At 31.3% G+C, this 24784-nt stretch carries 23 protein-coding genes, 1 pseudogene and 1 other annotated feature; of the genes and pseudogenes, 8 read left to right on the top strand and 16 right to left on the bottom strand.

What is annotated here, in order from left to right; genetic code table 11:
- Positions 1-107: 107 nt before the first annotated feature.
- Positions 108-953 (bottom strand): menaquinone biosynthesis protein, encoded by an 846-nt coding sequence (locus BMX03_RS04200; protein WP_075555118.1) that lies wholly within the window; start codon positions 951-953, stop codon positions 108-110.
- A 306-nt stretch (positions 954-1259) separates the two neighbouring features.
- Between BMX03_RS04200 and dhaL the strand changes: the two genes are divergently transcribed.
- The gene (dhaL, locus tag BMX03_RS04205) at positions 1260-1883 is read left to right on the top strand and encodes a dihydroxyacetone kinase subunit DhaL (protein ID WP_091694005.1); all 624 of its coding nucleotides are present in this window, start codon (positions 1260-1262) and stop codon (positions 1881-1883) included.
- A gap of 724 nt (positions 1884-2607) precedes the next feature.
- Here dhaL and BMX03_RS04210 read toward each other — a convergent pair.
- The 4 genes from BMX03_RS04210 to BMX03_RS04225 all read right to left on the bottom strand — a co-directional run bounded on the left by BMX03_RS04210 (position 2608) and on the right by BMX03_RS04225 (position 6340).
- Positions 2608-3801 (bottom strand): FtsW/RodA/SpoVE family cell cycle protein, encoded by a 1194-nt coding sequence (locus tag BMX03_RS04210; RefSeq protein ID WP_091694008.1) that lies wholly within the window; start codon positions 3799-3801, stop codon positions 2608-2610.
- Positions 3801-4469, bottom strand: coding sequence for a tRNA (guanosine(46)-N7)-methyltransferase TrmB (trmB, locus tag BMX03_RS04215; protein WP_022227843.1), 669 nt, complete (start codon positions 4467-4469; stop codon positions 3801-3803). Before trmB ends, BMX03_RS04210 begins: the two co-directional genes overlap by 1 nt.
- 122 nt (positions 4470-4591) lie before the next feature.
- Positions 4592-5377: a sulfite exporter TauE/SafE family protein gene (locus BMX03_RS04220; RefSeq protein ID WP_091694010.1), complete on the bottom strand. Its 786-nt coding sequence runs from the start codon at positions 5375-5377 to the stop codon at positions 4592-4594.
- A gap of 39 nt (positions 5378-5416) precedes the next feature.
- On the bottom strand, positions 5417-6340 hold the full coding sequence (locus BMX03_RS04225; RefSeq protein WP_091694013.1) for a ketopantoate reductase family protein: 924 nt from the start codon (positions 6338-6340) through the stop codon (positions 5417-5419).
- 86 nt (positions 6341-6426) lie between these two features.
- On the opposite strand from BMX03_RS04225, the gene BMX03_RS04230 reads away from it, so the two are divergent.
- The 4 genes and pseudogenes from BMX03_RS04230 (at position 6427) to catA (ending at position 8837) form a co-directional block, all read left to right on the top strand.
- Positions 6427-6708 carry an ArsR/SmtB family transcription factor gene (locus tag BMX03_RS04230; RefSeq protein WP_091694015.1) on the top strand — a complete coding sequence of 94 codons (282 nt, stop codon included), beginning with the start codon at positions 6427-6429 and terminating at the stop codon, positions 6706-6708.
- Between the two features lie 69 nt (positions 6709-6777).
- Positions 6778-7764, top strand: a complete 987-nt coding sequence (locus tag BMX03_RS04235) for a permease (protein ID WP_091694018.1) — start codon at positions 6778-6780, stop codon at positions 7762-7764.
- A 16-nt stretch (positions 7765-7780) separates the two neighbouring features.
- Entirely contained in the window at positions 7781-8182 is a 402-nt protein-coding gene (locus tag BMX03_RS04240; RefSeq protein ID WP_091694020.1) for an arsenate reductase ArsC, read from the top strand.
- Positions 8183-8189: 7 nt separating this feature from the next.
- Positions 8190-8837, top strand: a pseudogene (catA, locus tag BMX03_RS04245) (type A chloramphenicol O-acetyltransferase).
- Between the two features lie 37 nt (positions 8838-8874).
- Here catA and pheT read toward each other — a convergent pair.
- Positions 8875-11313: a phenylalanine--tRNA ligase subunit beta gene (gene pheT / locus BMX03_RS04250; protein WP_091694023.1), complete on the bottom strand. Its 2439-nt coding sequence runs from the start codon at positions 11311-11313 to the stop codon at positions 8875-8877.
- A gap of 21 nt (positions 11314-11334) precedes the next feature.
- Positions 11335-12360 (bottom strand): phenylalanine--tRNA ligase subunit alpha, encoded by a 1026-nt coding sequence (pheS, locus tag BMX03_RS04255; RefSeq protein ID WP_022227837.1) that lies wholly within the window; start codon positions 12358-12360, stop codon positions 11335-11337.
- 47 nt (positions 12361-12407) lie between these two features.
- Positions 12408-12606: a binding site (T-box leader), on the bottom strand.
- A gap of 325 nt (positions 12607-12931) precedes the next feature.
- Here pheS and BMX03_RS04260 point away from each other — a divergent pair.
- From BMX03_RS04260 to BMX03_RS04270, 3 genes are all read left to right on the top strand, one after another.
- Positions 12932-13903, top strand: coding sequence for an L-lactate dehydrogenase (locus tag BMX03_RS04260; protein WP_015563002.1), 972 nt, complete (start codon positions 12932-12934; stop codon positions 13901-13903).
- 137 nt (positions 13904-14040) lie between these two features.
- Positions 14041-15273 carry an MFS transporter gene (locus tag BMX03_RS04265; RefSeq protein ID WP_015563001.1) on the top strand — a complete coding sequence of 411 codons (1233 nt, stop codon included), beginning with the start codon at positions 14041-14043 and terminating at the stop codon, positions 15271-15273.
- A gap of 59 nt (positions 15274-15332) precedes the next feature.
- Complete coding sequence (locus tag BMX03_RS04270) at positions 15333-16037, top strand: GntR family transcriptional regulator (RefSeq protein ID WP_008538976.1); 705 nt, start codon at positions 15333-15335, stop codon at positions 16035-16037.
- Positions 16038-16072: 35 nt separating this feature from the next.
- Here the strand turns inward: BMX03_RS04270 and BMX03_RS04275 are convergent, their stop codons facing one another.
- From BMX03_RS04275 to BMX03_RS04315, 9 genes are all read right to left on the bottom strand, one after another.
- Entirely contained in the window at positions 16073-16708 is a 636-nt protein-coding gene (locus BMX03_RS04275) for a sugar O-acetyltransferase (RefSeq protein ID WP_008538975.1), read from the bottom strand.
- 36 nt (positions 16709-16744) lie between these two features.
- Entirely contained in the window at positions 16745-17395 is a 651-nt protein-coding gene (gene thiE, locus BMX03_RS04280; RefSeq protein ID WP_015562999.1) for a thiamine phosphate synthase, read from the bottom strand.
- 36 nt (positions 17396-17431) lie between these two features.
- Complete coding sequence (locus tag BMX03_RS04285) at positions 17432-18550, bottom strand: Nif3-like dinuclear metal center hexameric protein (protein ID WP_091694025.1); 1119 nt, start codon at positions 18548-18550, stop codon at positions 17432-17434.
- Entirely contained in the window at positions 18547-19236 is a 690-nt protein-coding gene (locus BMX03_RS04290) for a tRNA (adenine(22)-N(1))-methyltransferase (RefSeq protein ID WP_255361407.1), read from the bottom strand. The genes BMX03_RS04285 and BMX03_RS04290 overlap by 4 nt, the downstream gene beginning before the upstream one ends.
- Positions 19237-19330: 94 nt before the next feature.
- Positions 19331-20716 carry an N-acetylglucosamine-specific PTS transporter subunit IIBC gene (gene nagE, locus BMX03_RS04295; protein ID WP_015562996.1) on the bottom strand — a complete coding sequence of 462 codons (1386 nt, stop codon included), beginning with the start codon at positions 20714-20716 and terminating at the stop codon, positions 19331-19333.
- Positions 20717-20848: 132 nt separating this feature from the next.
- On the bottom strand, positions 20849-21253 hold the full coding sequence (locus BMX03_RS04300) for a divergent PAP2 family protein (RefSeq protein WP_022227832.1): 405 nt from the start codon (positions 21251-21253) through the stop codon (positions 20849-20851).
- A gap of 165 nt (positions 21254-21418) precedes the next feature.
- Positions 21419-22348: a PfkB family carbohydrate kinase gene (locus BMX03_RS04305; RefSeq protein WP_091694031.1), complete on the bottom strand. Its 930-nt coding sequence runs from the start codon at positions 22346-22348 to the stop codon at positions 21419-21421.
- Between the two features lies 1 nt (position 22349).
- Positions 22350-23708 (bottom strand): purine-cytosine permease family protein, encoded by a 1359-nt coding sequence (locus tag BMX03_RS04310; protein WP_015562993.1) that lies wholly within the window; start codon positions 23706-23708, stop codon positions 22350-22352.
- Between the two features lie 17 nt (positions 23709-23725).
- Positions 23726-24727, bottom strand: coding sequence for an ADP-ribosylglycohydrolase family protein (locus BMX03_RS04315; protein WP_091694034.1), 1002 nt, complete (start codon positions 24725-24727; stop codon positions 23726-23728).
- Positions 24728-24784 lie beyond the last annotated feature (57 nt).

Consider the following 24784-nt stretch of genomic DNA (forward strand, 5'->3'; position numbering starts at 1 on the left):
CATCAACCTTCTTTGGAGAGATATAGTAAGACCTGCTATTTTAGTAGGCAAGTATCGTTTGTATCCAAGAATCCCCTGCCTTTAGGCATGGGGAGTATGTCAAGTATTTAATTTTTAGTATTTGGATTAAATATATTTAATTGTGGAAGTGCATCAATTAGATTTAATTCAAAAGCATATTGATAAAATAAAGATAAAGCTTTAAGTTGTTCTTTTTGCAATTTCCATTGAATTATATGAAGATATTCATCTAATTGCGTGAAAGAAAAAGGCTTATCTGTAGCAATTTCTTTTATAGCCTGATGAAGGTTGGTAAAACCATTGGCAAAACCATTTTTTATATATTGTTGAATAATAGAGGTTTTTTGAGGATTTTCTTGTGCAAAATCTTTACGTACTACCCATACTGCATATACCATGCAAAGATTAGTGAATTCTTTCCATTGTTGACCGATATCGTAATAATATAAATTCTTATCTTGATGATATTTTAAAAAGAGAGCATCATCACCAATGAATAGAGAAGCGGTAGCGTTTTCGTCAGAAAAAGGATTTTGAGGTGAAACTTTAGCAATAGAATAATCTGGTGTAGCATGATAACGTTTATTCATGATTATTTTCAAAAGACAATGTGAAGTAGCCGATTGAGATGTGAGTAAAATCTTATCTGTGGTAATTTCATGAATAGGTTTTTTGCTGACTAAAATTATACTTTGCACAGGGCCATCAGCCATAATGCTGATATCAGGTAAAATCATTAATTTATCAAAATTGCGAGCATAAATGATAGATGAAACAGGACTGATATCCAATTTATCTTGCGTGATTGCTTGATTTAAATTAGCAGGAACATCTTTAAATAAATTGAATTTATCACTAGGATTTTTAGTGAATGTATAAGTTAAAGGAAGACAATTTAAATAATTTATATGACCAACATTTGGCTTTAACATATAGATACCTCTTTTATTTAAATAGATTATAAAAAATGTTATATTAAAATATTGTAAAAAATAGAATAATATAATATACTATTATATTATTTTAGCAAAAGAAATACAACAAAGGTGATTTTTGTATAGTTTGTATTGTATAATTAGATAAAAGTGATATATTGATAGATATCATTTTTTTAGATATACATATACACAGTAAGCAGATTATATGTTAAAATTAATCTGTATATTTAGGCTATTTATAAGTTATTTAATTAAATAATATTATAATTTTCATTAAAATTTTGGGAGGAAATATCGTATATGACAAGAATTAAAGATGCAGTTGAACATATAGCAAAAGCTATAATAGCCCAAAAAGATTATTTAAATATGTTAGATAAAGCTATTGGTGATGGCGACCATGGCAATAATATGGCTATTGGTTTTGAAGCTGCTTTAGAAGAAATTGACAATATGAATGATGATGGAAATTCAGCAAAAGTTTTCAAAGCTATAGGTACAGCTTTTTCTGAAAATGTAGGCGGTGCAGCTGGTCCATTATATGCAGCAGCTTTCAACCGTGCAGCTAAAGCTTGTGATGAAAATACATCTTTTACAGTTGATTCTGTAATTAAAGTTTTAGGTGAAGCTATCGAAGCTATTAAAAAACGTGGTCGTGTAGAACCAGGTGAAAAAACAATGTTAGATGTTTTAATTCCTGTACATACAGCTTTTGTAAAAGGTAAAGAAAAAGATTTAACATTATTCCAATGTTTAGGTGAAGCATCAAGAGCTGCAAAAGAAGGTGCAGATTATACACGCACTATTTCTGCAAGCAAAGGTCGTGCAAGCTATTTAGGTATCAGAAGTATTGGTCATCAAGACCCAGGTGCTACATCTTCTCTTATTATGGTTAGAGAGTTATATAACTTTTTTCAACGTTAATAAGCAAAGGATAATTCATAAGTGTCTACTATGAGATTTTTTAGTAGGCACTTATATTTTTTTTATTAAAATATTATTTTTACAGAAAAAAATATATAAAAAAAATAATCTGATTATTGCAATAAAATTTTGACTGTGCTATAATAAAGACAGAAAGAAAAGTTATAGTGCTTAAAACAATTGAATGTAATGATATAAAAATAGTTTATGGAGAATGAGCAATAGAAATTATTGTACAGAGGAACTAAAAATTATTTATATAGAATGCATTCGAAAGGAGTGAGGGTTATAGCGGATTTGCAAAAAGGCTTTAATGAAAGGTGCACTTAGATATCTCGTGCTGTTAAAGAAAGCAAGTTTGTAAAGAAAAACTAGATTTTATAGATAGTAAGGCATTGTTAGTTAAAGTCTAAACTGATTTATAAGTGTGCACAAATAGTAACGTTACAAAATTTATTATTAATTCAAAAAGTGTATAATACGTATTAGGTGTATTTTAAGTTAGTTAGAATATTATAAAAGAATGTAAAAAGATGTATTTGGAATTAAATGCATATTACACACGTTAGCTGACTGATAAATACAGCAAAAACTTCTATCTTAAGGGAAGATTTGCAAAAAAAATTAAATAGTGAGGTAGTTTGATGTATACACAGTATACTAGATAAAAGACGATTAGCATGAAGATATGTTAATCGTCTTTTATTTTGCCATTATTTATTTTTTATTTTAAACGATAGAGATGTTTTTTCTTGCTTAAATATTTAATAGGCGGAGTAGTTATCATTTCATTTTTGGTACTTTTTTTAATGATATGATTATGTCGGTCTACGCTTAAAACTAAACCGATGCTAATCATATTTAAAATAAGTGAAGTACCACCATAACTGATGAACGGTAAAGGTACACCAACTACAGGAACAATACCGATAACCATAGCCATATTGCCAGTAGCTTGACCTACAATCAATAAAGTAATGCCACATACAAGCATTTTGCCAAAATTATCTTTAGTGCGTAGAGCAATTTTTATACAATAAAAAGCTAGCGCAATTAAAAGCAAAAAGACAATAAAAGCGCCCATAAATCCTATTTCTTGGCAAAAAACAGCAAAGGCAAAGTCTGTATGAGATTCAGGTAGATAAGAATATTTACTAAATCCATGACCTAAGCCCATGCCAGAAAATCCTCCAGAACCAATAGCTAAGATGGATTGGACTATTTGATAACCATCTTCTTGAGAGCGAGACCAAGGGTCATACCAACTATTGATACGGTCTAAACGATATGGTTGGAAGGTTGCTAAAAGTGTAAGTAAGATAAAACCAATACCACAGATTATACCAATCCATTTTTTGGATAGACCAGCAATAAAATACATAATGGTTGGAATACCAATGATGATAAGTGCAGTTCCCATATCAGGTTGAGCTTCAACAAAACCTGCAATTATTAGACATAGAAGAAATATAATATTTTTTTGTGGATTTACCGTTATAGGAATTTTTTTATCTATACATTGACCAAGATAAGAGGCACTGATGATAATGGTAACAATTTTGGCGATTTCAGAAGGTTGGAATTGCATAAATCCAAGTGATAGCCAACGTTTAGAACCATTTACAGTAACACCCATAATTAATACAGCACTTAAGGATAAAATCGTTATGACTGTAAGTAGTAAAGATTTATTTTTTAATTTTTTATAATTAAATCTAGAAGTTAAAGCAAAAGCGACAAATCCAATTAACAAACTTATTAAGTGACGGATTAAAAAGAAATAGGGATTTTCAAAGTTAGTATAAGCGGTTATTAAGCTGGCACTACAAATATTTATAGTGCCAATGACAATCAGGATAAACATGATACAGGTGATAGCTTCCATATCATTTATCCAAAATTTTTGCTTAGTCAACATTATTTTTTATCCTGCTTAGTAAAAGTTACCTCACAGCGATTGATTTTTTCACCGAAACCGCTAAATTTACGTTCATATTCTGTCATGATATTGTTAGCTTGATATTCACTATTATGAAGGTCAAAAGTAAGTGCATTTACTTTTAAATTAGCAAGTTCAAATTGTTCTAATGAAAAATCAAATAGAGGTCTATTGTCGGTTTTAAAGAATAATTCCCCATTATCTTTTAAGAGTTTGCGATATTTTTCCAAAAATCCTATATAAGTTAAACGTCTTTTTGCATGACGAGCTTTTGGCCATGGGTCGCAGAAATTGATATAAAAACGGTCAACTTCATCTTCAGCAAAGATATTTTCAATTTGTTCAATATTAAATACCATTAGGCGAACATTAGTTAAACCAAGTTCTTTTACTTTTTTAGCAGCATAGTATAAAACATCTTGTTGAAGTTCTATACCGATAAAATTAACTTCAGGATGAAGAGCTGCTGTTTTACTGATGAAATCTCCTTTTCCTGTGCCAAGTTCTACATAAAGAGGTGCCTGGCGGTCAAATACTTCATGCCAATGACCTTTAATTTCTTCAGAAGGACTTTGTCCTTTAGTATATACAAAATTATTAAAATCTAAAATAGCTTCATCAATCCAAGGTTTTCTTCGTAAACGCAAAATAATTCTCCTTTTTATAAATATATTCAAAGAATATTTTATCACAAAAGATTTATAAATACATGGTTTTTACATAAAAAGCTTCTGTTCTTTTTTATAGTCGAGAACAGAAGCTTTTTTGCTTAAAATAAGAGATTGCTTTCAACAATCATGCGAATACCTAATAAGAATAAAGAAATGCAAAGAAGTAAAATGATACTGCGAGGTTTAGTTTTCTTAGATAATCTAGCACCGATTTGAGCACCGATTACAGCACCAAAACCAACAGCAAGAGCAGGTATCCAAACGATATGATTTAAAAATATATGAGATGTAACACCCATAAAAGAGGAAACAGCTAAGACAAAATGAGATGTTGCAGTTGCCATATGTGGTGGAAAAGCAAGGGCATAGATCATAACAGGAACATGAATGATACCGCCACCAATACCAAAGATGCTAGAGATAAAACCTACAAACATACTTAAAATAATACCGAGTTTTTTGCGAGCTATAAATAAGGTTTCATCAAAATTTGTAGCGATAGCTTTTTTATTAGATGAATTCCAATACATGATAGCAGAGATGATTAAGATAAAAATACCATAACTAAGACTGAAAGTAGGACCTGTGAAATAATCACTGACAAGGCTACCTAAAATAGCTCCAGGAAGTGTAGCAATAGCAAAAGGAATGGCTGCTTTAAAATAAACGCGATGTTGTTTTACATAAGCATATGTCCCTGAAAGTGCATTTAAAAATACACCAAATAATGAAGTACCAACTATTTCAGGAGCACTATGAAAAATAGAAGGTGTGAGTGCAAAAGTAAAAAGTGGTATCATGATTAAACCACCACCAATACCTATTAAAGTACCAAATGTACCTATGCCAATACCGACGACAAATAATACAAGAATTTCAATCATAAAAAAACCTTACTTTCATATTTTGTAATTTATTATATTTTAGGCTATAAAACCAAAATGCTTAGCTACTAATTCATAGGCTGGCACAGCGATATTTTTTGCTTTTGCCATGCGAACAACTTCAAAAATAAGTCCATCAATTTCTGATTGACTACCTTTTTGTAAGTCTTTTTGCATAGAAGCTGTAGTATCTGGTGTCATAGCATTTAATGTTTTTAAGTTTATATCAATGATATTTTCAGGAAGATTAATATTATAAGCTTTAGCTAGATTAATACAATCTTTTGTTAAGGCAATGAATAAATCTTGTTCTTTTCCTTGTTTTTGCATGATATCTGCTGGTATATCAAAATAAGCTCCACAACTAGCATAAGGGGAGATTAAAACGAATTTGCGGAAGGTATCTTCTGCGATATTTTCTGATAAGACAACAGAAATATTACTATCTTTAAGGTCTTGAGCAATTTGTTCTAATTGATTTTTTAATGGAGTTTTTCCACGTGTGCCAAAGACGATGCGGAAAATATTACCCTTTTGAGATATTTCTCCAGGTGCAGAAATATAGGCAACAATATAGATACATCCTTCAATTACATTTGTATGAGGTAATTTAGGTGCTAGTCTATAACCTGTACCATAGATATTTAGTATAGGAATGATGATGGTATTTTCCTTGCTTACTTTGGCTAAAAAAGGAATGATATCATCAAGCGCATATCCTTTGACAGAAATAAAAATTACATCAGGTATTTCATTTGTTTGAAGATATTGCTTTGTAGTCATTGCTTTTACGGGTTTTAAATTAAATTTGCCAATTCTATCAGAATTGATGGTAAGACCATTTTCGTTGATGGTTTCAAGATGTTTTCCACGAGCGATAAAGGTTACATCATGATTATTTTTAGCTAAAAAACCACCGATACAAGCTCCAGTTCCTCCAGTGCCGACAATGAGATATTTCAAGAAAATCCCTCCTTAAATATGATATAGTTATTATAGCAAAGTATAAAAGATTTTTCTTAATAAAATAAGAAAGTGAGATAAATAATATGACAGAGATTGATTATGTAAAAATTTTTAAAGCGTTATCTGATGAAATGAGATTAAAGATTTTACAAGAAATTGCAAAACATGAGGAAATTTGCGTTTGTAAATTAATGGAACAATTTGTTATAGCTCAAAGTAAATTATCTTATCATTTAAAATTATTATTAGAAGCGAATTTAATAAAAGTAAAACCACAGGGAAAATGGAATTTTTATAGTATTAATAGTTCTTTATTGACAGAAGTATTTAGTCAAAAGGCGATAAAATTTTTTCAACATGAATAAATAGACTTGTCATATCAAAAAAAATTGATATAATAAACATATCAAAAATATTTGATATGAGGTGAGATAATGTTTGATTTTTTTGTTGAACAAATACTAGGAATGCAATGGCTGAATGATTTAGTTTGGCAAGTCTTAGTAAATTATTTTAATGCAGATAAAAGTTCAAATTGGTGGTCTAGTATTCATTTTTTCTTTTATGATACGATAAAGATAACTATCTTATTAGTAACTTTAATTTATTTGATATCATATATTCAGTCGTATTTTCCACCAGAAAAGACAAAACGAATTTTAACGCATTTTGATGGTTTTACTGGAAATATAATTGCTGCACTACTTGGAACTGTAACGCCATTTTGTTCTTGTTCAAGTGTGCCTATTTTTATAGGTTTTACTAGAGCAGGATTACCTGTAGGCATGACTTTTTCTTTTTTGATATCTTCTCCTATGGTAGATGTGGCATCTATGCTTATGTTGATGTCATTTTTTGGACCTGAATTTGCTATTTTTTATACAGTTGTAGGCGTAATATTAGCTGTTGTTGGCGGTAAAGCCTTATCGATAATGAAGGTTGAAAGATATTTGAAAAAATATGATGGAGCAATTAGAGATTTTTATGCTGAATCAGAGTATTTTAATCAAAGACAAAGATTAAATTATGCTTTAAATGATACTAAAATTATCGTGAGAAAAGTTTTTCCTTATGTATTATTGGGCGTATTAATAGGTGCAGTAATTCATAATTGGATACCACAAGAATTTATTTTAAGTATTTTGGGAGATAATAATCCTTTTGCTGTTATTTTAGCTACAATTATTGGCATACCTATTTATGCTGATATATTTGGAACTTTGCCAATCGCTGAAGCTTTATATTTAGTAGGTGTACCAGCTGGTACGATTTTAGCATTGATGATGGCGATAACAGCTTTATCACTTCCATCACTTATTATGCTCAGCCAAGTATTGCAAAGAAAATTATTGTTTTTATTTATAGGTATTGTAAGTATAGGGATTATTTTTGTAGGCTATATTTTTAATTTTGTATTTTAAGATAGAGGTGTAAAATTTGTTAAAAGTAGCATTTATTTGTGTGCATAATTCTTGTAGATCTCAAATGGCAGAAGCTATAGCTAAAGAAATGGGAAAAGATGTATTTGAAGCTTTTTCTGCAGGAACACAGTTAAAAAATCAAATAAATCCTGATGCAGTTCGTATTATGAAATCTTTAGGTTATGGTGATATAACAAAGGTGCAAAGACCTAAATTATTGCAGGAATTACCAGAGATTGATATTGTTATAACTATGGGTTGTAATGTAGCTTGTCCTATGATTAAATGTAAATATCGTGAAGATTGGGGTCTACAAGACCCTACAGGAAAATCTGATGAGGAATTTTTTAAAATCGTTGAACAGATAAAAGCGAAAATGAATAATTTAATAGCTAGAATAAATAATAAAGAGTTGTGATATTGAAATGGATTTTATAAAAATAGATAAAGAAAAATGGCAAAGAAAAAAAGTTTTTGAGCTGTATAGCAAAGATATTCTTTGTACTTATAGTATGACAATCAATTTAGATATCACAGGTTTAAAAAATAAAATAGAGATAAAACAGCTAAAATTTTTTCCTGTAATTTTATATGGTTTGAGTAAGTTTGTTAATAAATATAAAGAATTCCGCATGGATTTAAATAAAGATGGAGAATTAGGATATTATGATGAGATAAATCCTATTTTTACAGTCTTTGAAGAAGCGCAAGAACAGTTTTATCAAGTGTGGACAAAATATGATGATGATTTTGAAGTGTTTTATCAAAATTATTTATTGGATATGAAAAATTACCAACAGCAAGAGATAAAAAGCTCTAAATTATTATTAGAAAAAAATGTGTTTAATGTTTCTCGTGTTCCTTAGGTTAGTTTTACAGGTTTTAATTTAAATTTAGCTAAAGGATATGATTATTATTTGCCTATTTTCACTATAGGAAAGTATTTTGAACAAGGTGAAAAAATATTATTGCCATTAGCTATTCAAGTACATCATGGAGTATGTGATGGTTTTCATCTATCAAGATTTATAAATGATTTGCAAGAATGGTTGGATAAAACAGATGAAATATAAAAAAAGGCACTACAATTGTAGTGCCTTTTTATTTTTATTAGCCACGAAGATTTGCATTGAAATCTTTTTGAAGTTTAGCTACGATTTTTTCGATTGCTGGATCAATTTCAGCATCAGTTAATGTTTTATCATTGGATTGGAAAGTTAAGGAGAATGCTAAGCTTTTTTTGCCTTCTTCAACTTGTTTACCAGTGTAAACATCAAATAAAGTGATTTGAGTGAGATTTTGACCTGCGGCTTTGGTCATAGCTTTTTCGATATCAGCAGCATTTACATCAACATCTACGAGCATTGCAAGGTCACGGCTAGTTGCTGGATATTTTGGCAATGCTTTATATTTTAAGTCTTTAGCCATGTATTTCATAACAGTAGTAGCGTCAAGTTCAAAGATATATACAGGTTTTGTAATACCATAAGCAGAAAGTACAGCAGGATGAACTTCACCAACTGTTGCGATTACATCGCGACCTTTTTTGAAGAGAGCAGTTTTGCCTGGGTGCATAGCGTAATGTGTACCAGCTTCAACTGTATAACGAGTTACACGAAGATTTGCAAGTAATTCTTCGATAATGCCTTTAGCATCGTAGAAATCTACCATATCATTTGCTTGGTTCCAACCCTGAGCATTGCGACGACCAGTGATAGCACCTGCAATTTTTACAACTTCATCTGGAAGTTCTGTTACAGGAAGTGCTTTAGGGAAGAATACAGAACCTACTTCAAATAAAGCTACATCATCATTTTTACGAGCAAGATTGCGAGCAAGATTATCAAAAATACTGCTGAGCAATGTTGTACGAACGAGAGGATATTCGTCAGAAAGTGGGTTCATGATAGGTACAGCTTTACGAAGTGGGCTATCTTGTGGAATGTTTAATTTATTGAATGTTTCTTCGTTAGTTAAAGCAAAGGAAATTGTTTCATAAAGTCCTTGGCTAGATAAGGAAGCTTTTACTTTATCAATAAATGTTTGTTTTGCAGATTGAGTTCCCTGCATAGAAACGCCATTTGGAAGAGTGGATTTAATTTTATCAAAACCATGTAAACGAGCAATTTCTTCGGAAATATCAGCCATGCAAGTTACATCATTTCTCCAAGATGGAACTTTAACAGTGATTTCATCATTTTCATCTTTTGTAACATCAAAACCAACACTTGTAATGATATTAAGCATAACATCTTTAGCGATATTAGTGCCGAGATGATTATTGATTTGTTCTGGTGTGAAAGTAACATAATTAGCTTGTTTTGGATTTGGATATACATCTACAATTCCTTCGCAAACAGTGCAAGCACCCATTTCTTGAAGTAATTGAGCTGCTCTGTCGAGGGCTTTAATAGTAGTTTCGCTATCAACACCACGTTCAAAACGGCCAGAAGCTTCAGAAGAAAGACCGCAAGCACGAGCAGTTCTGCGGATACATGGACCATAGAAATCAGCAGATTCTAATACTACAGTAGTAGTAGTAGTGTCTGTGATTTCTGTTTCGAAACCACCCATGATACCAGCAAGACCAGCAGCTTTTTCGCTATCAGCGATAACGAGCATTTCACCTTTTGCTTTGCGAGAAGTATCATCAAGAGTATGAAGTTCTTCACCTTCAATAGCACGACGAGCAATTAATTTTTTGCCTGTGATTTTATCATAATCATAAGCATGCATAGGATGACCAAGTTCAATCATAACGAAGTTTGTAACGTCAACTACATTATTGATGGAACGAATGCCAGCACCTTCAAGACGTTGTTGCATCCATTCAGGAGATGGGCCGATTTTTACATTTTTAAGCATACGTGTAGAGAAACGAGAGCATAAATCAGGGTCTGCGATTTCTACAGAGAAGATATCGTTTAATTTAGTATTATCATCTTCATTAACTTTGATTTCAGGAAAATGTGGTTTGTTGCCAGTGATAGCAGCAATTTCACGAACAAGACCGAAAACACTGAAGCAGTCTGCACGGTTAGCTGTAAGTTCAAATTCCAATACAACATCATTTAAACCTAATACATCTTTAGCAGGAATACCTACAGGAGTATCACTAGGTAAAATGAAGATACCAGTTTTTTGTTCTTCAGGTAATTTTTCAAGGTCGAGTTTTAATTCTTGAGCGGAGCAAAGCATACCATTAGAAGCTACGCCACGAAGTTTACCTTTGGAGATTTTCATGCCGTTTGGCAAATGAGCACCTACCATAGCTACAGGAACAACTTGTCCTTCTGCTACGTTTTGAGCACCTGTTACAATGATGATATTTTCAGCAAGACCAACATTCATAGTACAGATTTGTAAGTGGTCAGAATTTTGATGTGGTTCAAGTTTTTCGATGCGACCAGTTACAACTTTTTCTAAACCTTCGCCAGGGTCTACAACATTTTCAACAGGAATACCAGCCATTGTGAGTTTATCAGCAAGCTGCTCTGGAGTTTCAGTAAAATCTATATAATCTTTAAGCCATTTAATAGAAACTTGCATTAAATATAATCCTCCTTAATATTAGAACTGACGTAAGAAACGTACATCATTATCATAGAATAAACGTAAATCATCAATGCCATAAGCGAGCATAGCAATACGTTCAACACCCATACCGAAAGCAAAACCGCTAACTTGTTTAGGGTCATAACCACTCATTTCAAGTACATGAGGATGAACCATACCTGCACCTAAGATTTCAAGCCAGCCAGTGCCTTTACATACACGGCAACCTTTACCTTTACACATAACGCAAGAGATATCTACTTCAGCACTTGGTTCAGTGAATGGGAAGAAGCTTGGACGGAAGCGAACTTTTACATCTTCGCCGAAGATTTGTTGTAAGAAAGTAACAAGTGTGCCTTTGAGGTCAGCAAAGCTGATGTTTTTATCAATGCAAAGACCTTCAACTTGAGTAAACATTGGGGAATGTGTAGCATCATAATCATCACGGCGATATACATGACCTGGAGCAATGATGCGAATTGGGCTATTTGGTTCATGAGCTTGCATTGTGCGAGCCTGTACAGGAGAAGTCTGACTTCTAAGTAAGATATCTTCTGTGATATAGAAAGAGTCTTGCATATCACGAGCTGGGTGATCTTTTGGAAGATTTAAAGCTTCAAAGTTGAAATAATCAGATTCAATTTGAGGACCTTCAGCGATAGAATAGCCCATGCTAGTGAAGATGTTTTTTATATTGTTTAAGGTAACAGTTAAAGGATGAAGATGTCCTAAGCTTTGACGACGACCAGGAAGCGTAACATCAATTTTTTCTGTAGCTAAACGATTTGCAAGTTCAGCTGTTTTTAATTCTTCTTGTTTAGCTGCGATTGCAGTTTCTAATTCTTTACGAGTTGTATTTACCATTTGACCAACTACAGGACGTTGTTCAGGGCTTAATTTACCCATACCACGTAAAATGCTAGTCAAAGAGCCTTTTTTACCAAGATATTTTACACGCACATCATTTAGTGCATTGAGATTAGAAGCGCTATTAATATCATTAATCGCTTCTTGTTGTAAACTTTTGAGTTCTTGTTCCATGATTTCACTCCTACAAAATTTTAACAAAAATAAAAGCTCTCACCCCATGAAGGGGCGAAAGCTTGTTTCGCGGTACCACCCTAATTGATACTTAAAAGCATTAACGCTGCCAGACGCTATGACTACTTATTTTCACCATAGAAGCTCCAAAGTGAACTTCAATTAAATTTTCTTTTATTGTTCTCAGCCTAGACAATATTTTCTGTAAAAGAAATCTTAATTTACTCTCTTTATCATCGCTTAGTTATATTACAATTTTACAGTGAAAAGTATATCATAAAAATTTATTAAAAACAAGATTGAGGAAATATTGAAGATTTTTATAAAAAAATAATTTTAATTTATGTTATTTTTATATATTTTAGAGGCGATTTTGTGAATTATGGCATTTATAAAAAACAAATTAGAGATATAAAATATAATAAAGTATATGAAAACTAGCATTATTGTAAAAATCTCTAAAAAATAGAATGGATTTTGAAACGGAAAAATAATAGCGATAGAATATAGTCAAAGATAAAACGTTAGAAAAATAAGAATATTTATAAATTATAAAAGAGGTGCGGGAATTATGTTTGATGAAGGTAAAATCGTTATTATTGGTGCTAGTAATGTTGGTACAGCAGTATTGAATAAAATTGTGGATTTCGGTTTAGCATCAGAAGTTGTATTAATTGATATTAACGAGAAAAAATGCATGGGTGAATCTCTGGATACAAGTCATGCTACAGCTTGCATTAGCAGTCATAATATTTATATTCATGAAGGCGATTATGAAGATTGCAAAGATGCTAGTATGATTATCATCACAGCTGGTCCAAGTATAAAACCAGGAGAAACACCTGATAGATTAATTTTAACTAAGACAAATTGTAAAATCATGGATAGTGTAATGTCGCAAATCGTTCGTTATACAAAAGATGCAATTATTTTAGTAGTAACTAATCCTTTAGATGTAGCTACTTATTATGTATCTGCTAATTTTGATTATCCAAGAGAAAAGATAATTGGTACAGGTACTTTATTAGAAACTTTCCGCTTACGTAGAATTTTGGCTGATTATTATCATTTAGACCCAAAACTTGTACATGGATATGTATTAGGTGAACATGGCAATTCTGGCTTTGTGGCATGGAGCACAGTGGACATTGCAAGTTTAGGCTTAGGCAATATGGATGAATTTTTTAATCGTGATTATAAATTAAATAAAGGTATGATTGAACAAAAAATCATGCAAGTCGTATATGATGTAATTAATTTAAAAGGTTGTACTAATACAGGTATTGCTATGGTAGCTTGTCGTTTTATTAAAGCTATAAAATATAATGAATATACAATTTTACCAATGTCATCTATTTTAACTGGTGAATATGGCATTCATGATGTGGCTTTGAGTTTGCCTTGTATGCTTAACAACACAGGAATTATCAAGAAATTTACACCAAAATTAACTGATGAAGAAGTAGGTAAAATGATAGCTTCTGCTAAAAGTGTAAAATTTGCTATGAAAGCTATTGAGAAAAAGACAGAAGCTGTAGCTTAAATACAATTAGATAATTTATAAATATTTATTTTAATAGCGAGGTTTTTATTTAAGTAGAAAATCTCGCTATTTTTATAAGTTTAAATTTTAAAGATAAGGTCGTGTTTTAATTGTTATGATAAGAAAGGAATAGTATTATGAATACTTTGACCAATGTAAAAAAATCACAGGGAATAATGATGTTTATTATCTTGTTATTATCTTATATAGTATTTGCATCAAATTGGGTAGCAGGTTCAAATTTATCCGAAAAGATTGTATTTCATTATTTTAATGGCGAACAAGTATCACCGATGGTTTCAGAAGTTATAAATTATACAATAACGATTGCTAGAATTTTTGCAAACTTAGTCGCAGCGTATATTTTATTGAAATTAAATCCGCGAAAGGCAAGTATTGTAGCATTAGTATTACTTTGTTTTTCTTTTGTTGCTGTATTTGCTACAAATTATTGGCTATATACTATTGCGCGTATGATTATGGCATTAGGCGGTTCTATGATAATGGTATATATGAATACTGTAGTAGCTAGATTTATAGCTAATGATGAAAAAATTATAGCAAGTGCGCTAGTTACAGCTTCGTATAATATTGGTGCAGGTTTAGTGGCTATTATTTTCTTTTTATATAAAGATGTGGTTATTAGTGATTGGCAACATACAATGTATATATTTAGCTTATTTAGTATTTTGCTTTTAGTTTTATGGACTATGTTGGCAAAGGATTTTTCACCTAATGATGAGAATACACATCATCAAGAGGAATATAAATATAAAAATGCATTAACAGATAAATTTGTATATTGTTTTTCTATGGGCTTTGGCGGTTTTTTATTTTTATATGTAATGTCTTTAGTATCTATACCTGTAAAATTAGTTGCACAGGTCAATAATGGTTTTAATGCTGAATTTATGATATTGGCAATTACTATGGGTGGTATAGTTGGGACTTTATTTAGTATTTTAATTGGCAAAGTACCTTTTGAGCGTAAGCCGTTTTTATTAGTTCATGGTATTATGATGATTATTGCTATGGCTTTAGGTTTGTATATGGCATATATAAATCCAGGATTGGCATACTTTTTATTTGCGATTGGCGGATTTGTGATGTTTTCTCAGTATTCTGTGTATCTGAATTTTCCTTATGAATTGCCAAATATGAACCCACGTAAATTAACTATTATGTTCGGTGTGTTTTGGGCATTGGGCTATACTATTTATACTGTATTGAATTTTATTTGGAGCATTATACTTTCGTATTATGGTTGGGATTTATCCATGGTATTTTATATTGTATGTAGTTGTATATATATAATTTTTGTATTTACATTCCCTGCTTTAAAAGTTCAGACGAAAAGGGCAATTTCTTAAGCTTAGATGAGCTTTATATAGTATAATTAAGGAAATTATGCTTGTGGTGGTGAGAATATATGGATAAATTAGATATTGAAGCGTGTAAAAAAGAAAATCCTTTTATCGTATTAGCTGACGTTATTTATAAACATTTAAAAAATGATATTATGCAGGGCTTGTTATTGCCAGGTGATAAGATTGTTGAGTCAAAGATTGCACAGCAATTAGATGTGAGTAGAACACCTGTAAATATAGCTCTTAATAGAGCTTTAAAAGATGGTTGGCTTGAGCGACGCAGTAAAAGGTTTTTGACGGTGCGAAAGATAAGTCCACAAGAATGTTTTTATCTATATGAAGCTCGTAAATTTTTGGAAGGACAAGCTGCTTATTTGGCAGCTAAACGCATAACGAAAGCAGAACTTATGGGGTTAAAGGAAATTTTGCTGAACTTTCGCAAGGGCAATGATGAACCAATTGACGATGAATTGTTTTGTAAAAATGATGAAAGATTTCATGATTTAATCGTTAAGGCTGCACATAATGATTATATTTCAGAGATGTATAAACGCATAAAACCTGATTTGCAACGATATAGATATCATTATAAACAGTTGATTATTGAACGAAATACAAATGAAAATGTCTATATGTATCATTATTCTATTTATTTGGCACTTAAAAGTAGATTATCCGTAGTAGCTAAAGATGAGATAGAGTCAGATATTTCTAGCATGCATGGAATGATTTTTGCAGGAAATATCTTGGCTAAATTTAATTTATAAAAAAAGCCTTAGGAAAACCTAAGGCTTTTGTCATTTTATTTAAAATCATTTACTAAAACATCTTTGCGGAAATATTTTTTATCATATTCGCCGATTTCACGAATTACTTTGCATGGAGAACCATAAGCTAAGCTATTAGCTGGAATATCTTTAGTTACGATACTACCTGCACCGATTACACAGTTATCACCGATTGTAACACCAGGCATAACCATTACACCAGCGCCAAGCCATACACGGTTACCGATATGAATTGGCAAGGAGAATTGAGTACCACCAAGGCGATATTCAGGGTCTAGTGGGTGACCTGTTACACAAAGTAATACATTTGGACCACACATAACATCATCGCCGATGAATACTTCACAGTCATCTACAACTTGGAAATTAAAGTTTGCATAGAAATTTTTACCGATATGAGTGTTGCAACCATAAGCAAAATGTGCAGGTGGTTCAAGATAGATACCTTTTCCTACAGAACCTAATAATTCTTTGAGAATTTTAGTTCTTGTTTCCATATCACTAGGACGAGTATTATTGAAATCGAACATCATTTCTTTAGCATTTACACGTTGTTTTTCAATAATTTTTTCGTATTCTTGGTCAACAGGGTCTTTGTGACCATATTCACGATAAAGTAATCCAGATTTCATTTGTTCTTCTAAACGCATAGAATTATCTCCCGTTCGTTAATTTACTATATTAAATTATAATTTATTCTGTAATGTTTTTTCAATAGATTTTATTTTATTTACGATATCATCAGCACTGACAATTTCAGATACAATAGCGAATGTTTTAGCCCCGTGAGAAGCTACTTCACAAATATTATGTTCTTTGATACCACCGATAGCTACAAATGGATGTTTAGCATATTTACTAGCATAATCTACATAGGAAAAACCAACAGGTACAGCATCTTTTTTTGTCTGTGTAGCATAGACAGGGCCTACACCGATATAGTCAATAATATCACCAAGTTCATTTGCTTTTTGAAGTTGAGCTTCTTCATGAGTGGAAAGACCTAAGATTTTATCTTCGCCGATTAATTGACGAACTACTTGAGGTGGCAAATCTGTCTGACCAATATGCACGCCATCAGCATTTACAGCCATAGCAAGGTCTACAAAATCATCAATGATAAATATAGCACCAGCTTCTTTAGTCATCTTTACTAATTGCATACATTCTTGATAGCGTTCAAGTGCAGGTTTTTCTTTTTCACGATATTGAATAAATTTAATGCCAGCTTTGAGCATTTTGCCTACAACTTCAATATTATTGCGACCGTTAGACATTGCTTCAGCAGTTATAGTATAGATGGGATTGTTGATAAAATGTTCCATTCCTTTACGCATGGAAAGACCTCTTTTCTAAATATAGAATTTTATTTTTTATTTTATAGTAGTGAAAACATCTGTTGCGTCATTATCAGCAGTGATTATTATTTGCCATTTTTGTTTAATATTTTCTTCTTGTAAATATTGAGCCAAAGTTTCAACTATAGGCAATTCTGTACCAAAATGACCTGCATCAATGATATTTATACCTAATTCTTGAGCATGTTGTGCTTCGTGATATTTAACATCACCAGTTATATAAGTGTCAGCACCTTGCATAGCAGCTTTATCTAAAAATTCAACGCCAGCACCAGAGCAAAGGGCTACTTTTTTTACTAATTTGTCATTTCCTTTTACATAACGGAAAGTATCACCAGGAAGACTTTGTTTTATGCGTTGAGCAAATTCATCAAGTGTGATAGGATTAGTGAGTTTACCAATGCGACCAAGTCCATTTTCGTGATAAATATTTTCTGTAGGAATGATATCCCAAGCAGGAACTTCATAAGGGTGAGCTTTTAACATAGCTTTAATCACACGATTTTTTATTTTGCTAGGTAAAATAGTTTCTATGCGAACTTCTTGCACATTAGATAATTTATTTTGTTGACCGATAAAAGGATTGGAATTTTCAAGAGGTTTGAAATATCCTGTGCCATTATAAGTGAAGGAGCAATCGCTATAATTATCAATAGCACCTGCTCCCGCTTTAGCTAAAGCTTCACGAACAGCATCAGCATAATCGCTAGGAACATTGACTCCTAATTTTAAAATTTCTTCACGGTAAGAAATAGTAAGTGGTTTTACTTCTGTGAGTTGAAGTTTTTGAGCTAATACATCATTTACACCACCATAAGTAGTATCTAAATTTGTATGAGCTGCAAAGATAGCAATGTTATTGCTAAGAATTTTTTGAAGCATTCTGCCAAGAGGTTTATCAGTAGCAATTTTTTTTATACCTTTAAATAAAAATGGGTGGTGAGAAATTATCATATTATAATTTTCACAGATAGCTTTATCAATTACTTTTTCTGTAACATCTAAGCAAGTCAAAATTTTAGTGATTTCTTGAGCAGGATTACCTATTAAAAGACCTACATTATCCCAATTTTCAGCGAGGTAACGTGGGGCAAGTCTATCCATAGCTTCAACTACAACTTGACATTTAATCATAATAATTCCTCCAAAGCTTTTACATAAGTTTGTAATTGATGATAATGTGCAGTATTTTTAGCAGTCTCAGATTTTGCCATACCATTTAAACTGCGATTGGCTTTGGCGATAAATTCAGCAATCATTTCTTTAAATAAAATAGGTCTAGTACGATTTAATACAGGCCCTATTTCAAGCTCAAGTTCAGTTGGTAAAGCTTGTTTTCCAGGTTTAGCATAAATTATTTGATAAATGCGACCATCTTCTTTTGCTATAGCTTCATCTTCGATATGCCAATCTATGCTGTAAAGATATTTTCTAAGAGCGGTAAATCCCTGTTGTGGTTGTAAGATTAAACCTTTTAAAGAATTTACAATTTCAGGGCAATCTTGTAATAATTGAACCATTAGATTTCCGCCCATACCACAAAATATAGCAATATCTACTTCGTTAGGTTGAAGAATTTCTAAACCACTACCTAAACGAATATCGATTTTATTCATCAATGAAGCATTGCGTACAGAACGCTTGGCTGCTAAATAAGGACCTTCGTTTACATCACCAGCGATTGCTTTACAACATCTTCCAGTTTTTACTAATTCTATAGGTAAATAACCATGGTCAGTGCCAATATCAGCAATGACACTACCATGAGGCACGAACTTTGTTACAGTTTGTAATCTAGCACCTAAAGACAAAAAAATCATCTCCTTAAAATAAATTGATTAAATATATGATATCATGATAATAGATACAAAAAAAGCTGGTTCTATATTGAACCAGCTTTTTATTAATATTTAATTATTTTTTAGCAATTTTTTTCATATCATCAGCAACTGCTTCAGCTTTTGTACCAACAATTACTTGAACGCTATTTCCTTTTTTGATAACACCAGCAGCACCTAGAGCTTTAAGACCAGCTTCATCGATTTTATCAATATCTTTAACATTTAAACGTAAACGAGTAATGCAAGAGCTGATAGTAGTTAAGTTATCAGCACCACCTAATTTATTGATAAAGGATTGAGCTAATTCATCTGGGTTAGCATTTTCAATAGCTTCGTTGTCAGATTCATTTTCAAAACGACCAGGAGTTGGAAGGTCGAAGTGAACGATTGCCCATCTGAAAATGATGAAGTAAATGATACCAAATACTAAGCCGATTGGAATGATTAAGATAGCTTTAGTAGCAAGACCATAGTTTAATACATAGTCGATAAGACCAGCAGAGAAACCAAAGCCATGTAAAATACCAAACATATTAGCAACTGCAAGAGCAATACCTGTCATAACAGCATGGAATGCATAAAGAACAGGAGCTAAGAACATGAAAGTGAATTCTACAGGTTCAGTGATACCAGTTAAGAAAGCTGTGAAAGCGATGGAGAACATCATACCAGCAACTTTTGATTTATTTTCTGGTTTAGCAGCACTGTACATTGCAAGTGCGATAGCAGGAACACCGAACATAAAGATAAAGTAGAAACCAGCCATGAATACACCAGCAGTTGGGTCACCAGCGAAGAAACGATTTAAATCGCCTGTTGCAGTAACGCCTGTTTCTGGATTAGTGTAAGAACCAAATACGAACCAAACAAGAGAGTTGAGAATGTGATGAAGACCAACAGGAATAAGTAAACGGTTTAATACACCATAGACAAAGGCACCAGCAGCACCAGCACCAACAATCCATTCACCAATGCTATGAATAAAGTTCTGAATAGGACCCCAAATAATACCAAAAATAAGAGCTAAAACAACGAATGTTGCAGCAGTAACGATCGGAACGAAACGTCTGCCTGAAAAGAAACCTAAGAATTCCGGTAATTTAATATTGTAGAATTTATTGTAAAGTATACCAGAAATAATACCAACAATAACCCCAGCGAGAACACCCATATTTAAATCTTTATCGATAGCTTTGAGTGCTTCTGTTAATACTAAATAGCCAATAACCCCAGCAAGACCTGCCGCACCATTGTTATCTTTAGCTAAGCCAACAGCGATACCAACGGCAAAAATAAGTGCTAAGTTATTGAAAACAGCACCACCTGCTTGAGTAATAAAAGGAATGTCGAAGACATCAGGTGCTCCTAAACGAAGTAAAAGAGCGGCAGCAGGAAGAACGGCAACAGGAAGCATTAACGCTTTACCTACAGCTTGAAGTTTGGAAAACCAACTGGACATAATAGTATCCCCTCCTATAAAATTTTAGCATAAAAATTCGAATTTTCTCAATAAAAGAAATTTATAGTATATAAAAAACTTTTACTTGCCCATAATATACTATAAATTTTATTTCACGTCAATATTACAACTTCAGAAAAAATTATAGAGAATGTATCCTGTGACGATACCAATAATAGCACCACTGATGACTTGGAAATAAGTATGACCTTCTTTTTCATGGAGGTCTGCTTTCCCTGTTAAGTGATTTAAAATAGAGGCATGTTTACCAATAGAGCGACGTAGATGGGTTGCATCAATCATAATGATAAAAGCAATAGTTACAGCTAAGATGAATAATGGAGAATTAAAATTATCATAAAGACCGATATAAGTTGTAGTGGTAATTATAGTAGCCGTATGTACACTAGGAAAACCACCGTTACTGAAAGATAATTTCAAATCCAAAGTAGAATAGTAAATGTAATTAGTTATAAATTTTATGATAACTGCTACAAGCCAACCAATAAAAGGAACAAAAATCATACAAGACTGCATAAAATTACCTGGGTTTCTAAAAATAATTTAAGATAATTAAATTATAGCAAAGATTTAATTTAAACAAAATCATATTTATGTAAAATAAATGTAGTTTATAAATTATAGGTTTAAATATAATTTTATATAAAAAAACGTACTCTTCAATTAAGAGTACGTTTTTTCTTAGAATAATTCTTCTAAAGAAGGAGCAGTAGCAGCTCCTTCTTTACTGACAACAATTGAAGCTATTTTGTTAGCTAAATATATACTATCTTTTAAATTTAAATTACAAGATAATCCAGCTAAAATTCCTCCAGTATGAGAATCGCCTGCGCCTATAGTATCTTTTACTTGAACTTTAAATCCATCAATAATAGTAACATCATTAGTAATAAGGATAGCACCCTTATTACCATTAGTAATAATAACAGGTTCCTTAGTGATATTAAATAATTTTTTACCAGCATTTTTAATATTATTTTCATTAACTAAAGATAAGATTTCTTTATTATTTATAGTAAAAATACAATTCATATGGAATATAGAATTTATTACATTTTTATTAATAAAATTCAATCTTGGTCCTGGATCGAAAATGATTTTTGCTGATGCTTTCTTTTGTTGTAATATTTTTATTAAAATGTCTCCATTTTTTCCTTCTAATTCATAGCCAGATACATAAATATAATCATAATTATTTATTTTTATATGTTCAAACCATTTTTCTTTCATAGAAAGTTCTAGTCCAGGCATAGTTATAAAAGTACGTTCACCATCATTTTCAACAAGAGATATACAATAGCCATTATCAATATTTTCTTCTATTTTAAAAATAGGGTAATTTTTTTCTTTAAATGATTTATAAATAATTTTGCTATAATCACCATTTCCAATAGGAATCATTAAATCAAAGGGTAAATGCAATTTATTTAAAACATCTGCGACATTAAATGCACAACCACCTATTGTATGTTTAGTACTTTTAGCTGTAATATCTTCTCCTGAATGAGGTAATTTTTCTATATTTATGATAATATCAACTATAGCAGCGCCAATAATAAGAACTTTTTTTTCAGATGTTAATTTATTTAAAATTTCTTTTAAGTTATACATATTAGATATCCTCACTATTAAATATTTTAGATAAAATAATATAAAAAATTCCACTAGAAATAAAAGTGATTAACATACCTAAACTATTATTGTAAAATATGCCATTAGCAAAAGGTCCATCAAAGAAGACACAGTTAGTAAATAAAAATCCTAAAAATACTCCTAAAAACCAACTAAAAATCCCGGTATAGTTATATAAATTAAAGTTATTTTCACCAGTTAATAATTTTTCGGGATATCCAAATTTTTTTCTAAATAGTACAAAATCTGTTAAAAATACAGCAGACCAACCAGCTAAAGCTATACCAATTAAACCTAAGAATGATTGAAATATACTTAAAAAGCTATCACTGATAAATAATACATATATACCTAAAGCTAACATAATGATTACATGGATACTTATTGCTGTAAAATTATTTACTTTTATATTTAAAGTAGATAAATTTACTCTAGCAGAACGTAAACTAATAACAGATGGTGCAACTAAACCTACTAATGCAGTTATTAAATAAGGGATTGTCATCCATGTAGGTAATTGAGAACCTATTACATCAATAGGATTAGGAACACTTAGAAAATCTGGAACTGTGCTAGTCATTAAAATTCCCATTGACATTAAAATGAATAGAGGTATAAAACCGGCTAATGTAGTAGATAAGATTATAGCAAAATCTGAATTTTTAGGATCTTGATAAACACTATAATCAGCAGCAGCAATTGCCCAACTAATACCTGTACCAGCAATTATTATAGATACAGCTGGAAGAAATCCAGAAATCCAATTTCCACTAGGTAGAGCAAATAAGAGGTCCCAATTAGTTTTTAGTAATAAAAAACCTAATACAATTAATGTCATTAAACCAAAAACATATGTGAAAAAACTTTGTAATTTTACTAAAGATTCTTGACTTAAAAATCCAGAAATAGCTATTAATATAGCTAGAATTATTAAAGCTATAATTGTAGTAAAAGTATTAGTATTTATACCTAAAATACCTAATAAAGTAAGTAGTGTTAAGGTAGCTGTTACAACATTTACACACATCCAACCAACTAGATTAATCCAACCACATAATGTAGGAATATAATTACCATGTACGCCAAAAACAGCACGAGATAGATTAAACATAGTGGTTCCGCCGATTTTTCCAGATAGACTTAAATATCCAACTAAAATAAAAGATAACGCACCAACAAATGCAGCTAAAATAGACTGTATGAAACTTAATTCGTAGCTAACAATAATAGCACCATAAATAAGTCCTAATATACCTATTTGCGTAGCCATCCATATTCCAAATAATTCATGAGGTTTACCGGTTCGTTCTTTTTTATCAACAAAAATATTTGTTTGCATATAAATCTCACCTCTAATTATAATTTAAAAAATTTTCTTGCAGTTAAAATTTTTTGTGTATAATTTTTAAAATTGATATTATTTGCTTTTTCTAATGTATAGATCCATTCAGGACGAATAGAATCTATACCTTTATATGCTCCACAGATAGCACAAGCCATAGCACCAATTGTATCTGTATCACCACCTAAATTAGCAGACATGATGGCAGCTTTTTCAGGTTCTTGACAATAATAAGCAATAGTTAAAGCAGCAGGAACAGCTTCGCTAGATAAAACACCTGTTCCAATTACTTCATAAATCATTTTGCTTACATCATTATCATTTGTACATTTATCTAAAAGTGATATTGCTACTTTTAATCGAGCTTTAGAATTTGCATTGTAAGTAGGTGTACCTAATGATAATGCTATATCATGAATTTTAAAAACATCATCTAGGATATCATCAAAATTTTTTCCATAAATAGCACTAGCAACAGCTTGAGCTATCATACTAGCTCCAGCGATAGTTACATCTGTAGAATGAGTAACACTACTAATTTTAGCGACAGCTTGAGCCATTTTATTTAAATCAGAATAGTCAATAATACAACCTAATGGAGCAATTCTCATAGCAGCACCATTTGTTTCAGCTTTAGATGTATATAGTTTGTAGTCTTCATTTTTACTATGAGCTAATAATGCGGCTTTAGAACTAGCTCCTAATAGGTTTTTTTCAAAACCATCTACATTTTTAATCCATTTTAATAATTTTTGAGCTAATATATTTGCATCAGGAATAGTATTATATTCACAAATAGCATCTAAAAATAATAGTGCTTGAGCGGAATCATCAGTAAATTGACCTGCTGAAAAATAACAAGCTACTTCGTTGTTTTGCGGACCATCCATAAATGTATCAATAAAACCTAATTGATTTTTAATTTTTGATTTAGGCCATAATTCACCAGGCATACCTAAAGAATCTCCTAAAGTCATTCCTGCAATAGTACCCATAATTTTTTTTTCTAAAGACATATAATCATCACCTTACATATTATGTTATTATAATATTATAATAACATAATATTATAA

The organism is Megamonas sp. Calf98-2, assembly GCF_900110235.1.
Taxonomy (GTDB): Bacteria; Bacillota; Negativicutes; order Selenomonadales; family Selenomonadaceae; genus Megamonas; species Megamonas funiformis.

Excerpts from the sequence above, each read along its gene's own strand:
- nagE (WP_015562996.1), bottom strand. The coding sequence starts at position 20,716 with ATGTCCAGTTGGTTTTCCAAACTTCAAGCTGTAGGTAAAGCGTTAATG.
- BMX03_RS04230 (WP_091694015.1), top strand. The coding sequence starts at position 6,427 with ATGACAGAGATTGATTATGTAAAAATTTTTAAAGCGTTATCTGATGAA.
- BMX03_RS04305 (WP_091694031.1), bottom strand. The coding sequence starts at position 22,348 with ATGTATAACTTAAAAGAAATTTTAAATAAATTAACATCTGAAAAAAAA.
- pheT (WP_091694023.1), bottom strand. The coding sequence starts at position 11,313 with ATGCAAGTTTCTATTAAATGGCTTAAAGATTATATAGATTTTACTGAA.
- pheS (WP_022227837.1), bottom strand. The coding sequence starts at position 12,360 with ATGGAACAAGAACTCAAAAGTTTACAACAAGAAGCGATTAATGATATT.
- BMX03_RS04310 (WP_015562993.1), bottom strand. The coding sequence starts at position 23,708 with ATGCAAACAAATATTTTTGTTGATAAAAAAGAACGAACCGGTAAACCT.
- BMX03_RS04265 (WP_015563001.1), top strand. The coding sequence starts at position 14,041 with ATGAATACTTTGACCAATGTAAAAAAATCACAGGGAATAATGATGTTT.
- dhaL (WP_091694005.1), top strand. The coding sequence starts at position 1,260 with ATGACAAGAATTAAAGATGCAGTTGAACATATAGCAAAAGCTATAATA.
- BMX03_RS04315 (WP_091694034.1), bottom strand. The coding sequence starts at position 24,727 with ATGTCTTTAGAAAAAAAAATTATGGGTACTATTGCAGGAATGACTTTA.
- BMX03_RS04285 (WP_091694025.1), bottom strand. The coding sequence starts at position 18,550 with ATGATTAAATGTCAAGTTGTAGTTGAAGCTATGGATAGACTTGCCCCA.
- BMX03_RS04210 (WP_091694008.1), bottom strand. The coding sequence starts at position 3,801 with ATGTTGACTAAGCAAAAATTTTGGATAAATGATATGGAAGCTATCACC.
- BMX03_RS04300 (WP_022227832.1), bottom strand. The coding sequence starts at position 21,253 with ATGCAGTCTTGTATGATTTTTGTTCCTTTTATTGGTTGGCTTGTAGCA.
- BMX03_RS04260 (WP_015563002.1), top strand. The coding sequence starts at position 12,932 with ATGTTTGATGAAGGTAAAATCGTTATTATTGGTGCTAGTAATGTTGGT.
- BMX03_RS04200 (WP_075555118.1), bottom strand. The coding sequence starts at position 953 with ATGTTAAAGCCAAATGTTGGTCATATAAATTATTTAAATTGTCTTCCT.
- thiE (WP_015562999.1), bottom strand. The coding sequence starts at position 17,395 with ATGCGTAAAGGAATGGAACATTTTATCAACAATCCCATCTATACTATA.
- BMX03_RS04270 (WP_008538976.1), top strand. The coding sequence starts at position 15,333 with ATGGATAAATTAGATATTGAAGCGTGTAAAAAAGAAAATCCTTTTATC.
- BMX03_RS04235 (WP_091694018.1), top strand. The coding sequence starts at position 6,778 with ATGTTTGATTTTTTTGTTGAACAAATACTAGGAATGCAATGGCTGAAT.
- BMX03_RS04290 (WP_255361407.1), bottom strand. The coding sequence starts at position 19,236 with ATGATTTTTTTGTCTTTAGGTGCTAGATTACAAACTGTAACAAAGTTC.
- BMX03_RS04275 (WP_008538975.1), bottom strand. The coding sequence starts at position 16,708 with ATGCGTTTAGAAGAACAAATGAAATCTGGATTACTTTATCGTGAATAT.
- BMX03_RS04220 (WP_091694010.1), bottom strand. The coding sequence starts at position 5,377 with ATGATTGAAATTCTTGTATTATTTGTCGTCGGTATTGGCATAGGTACA.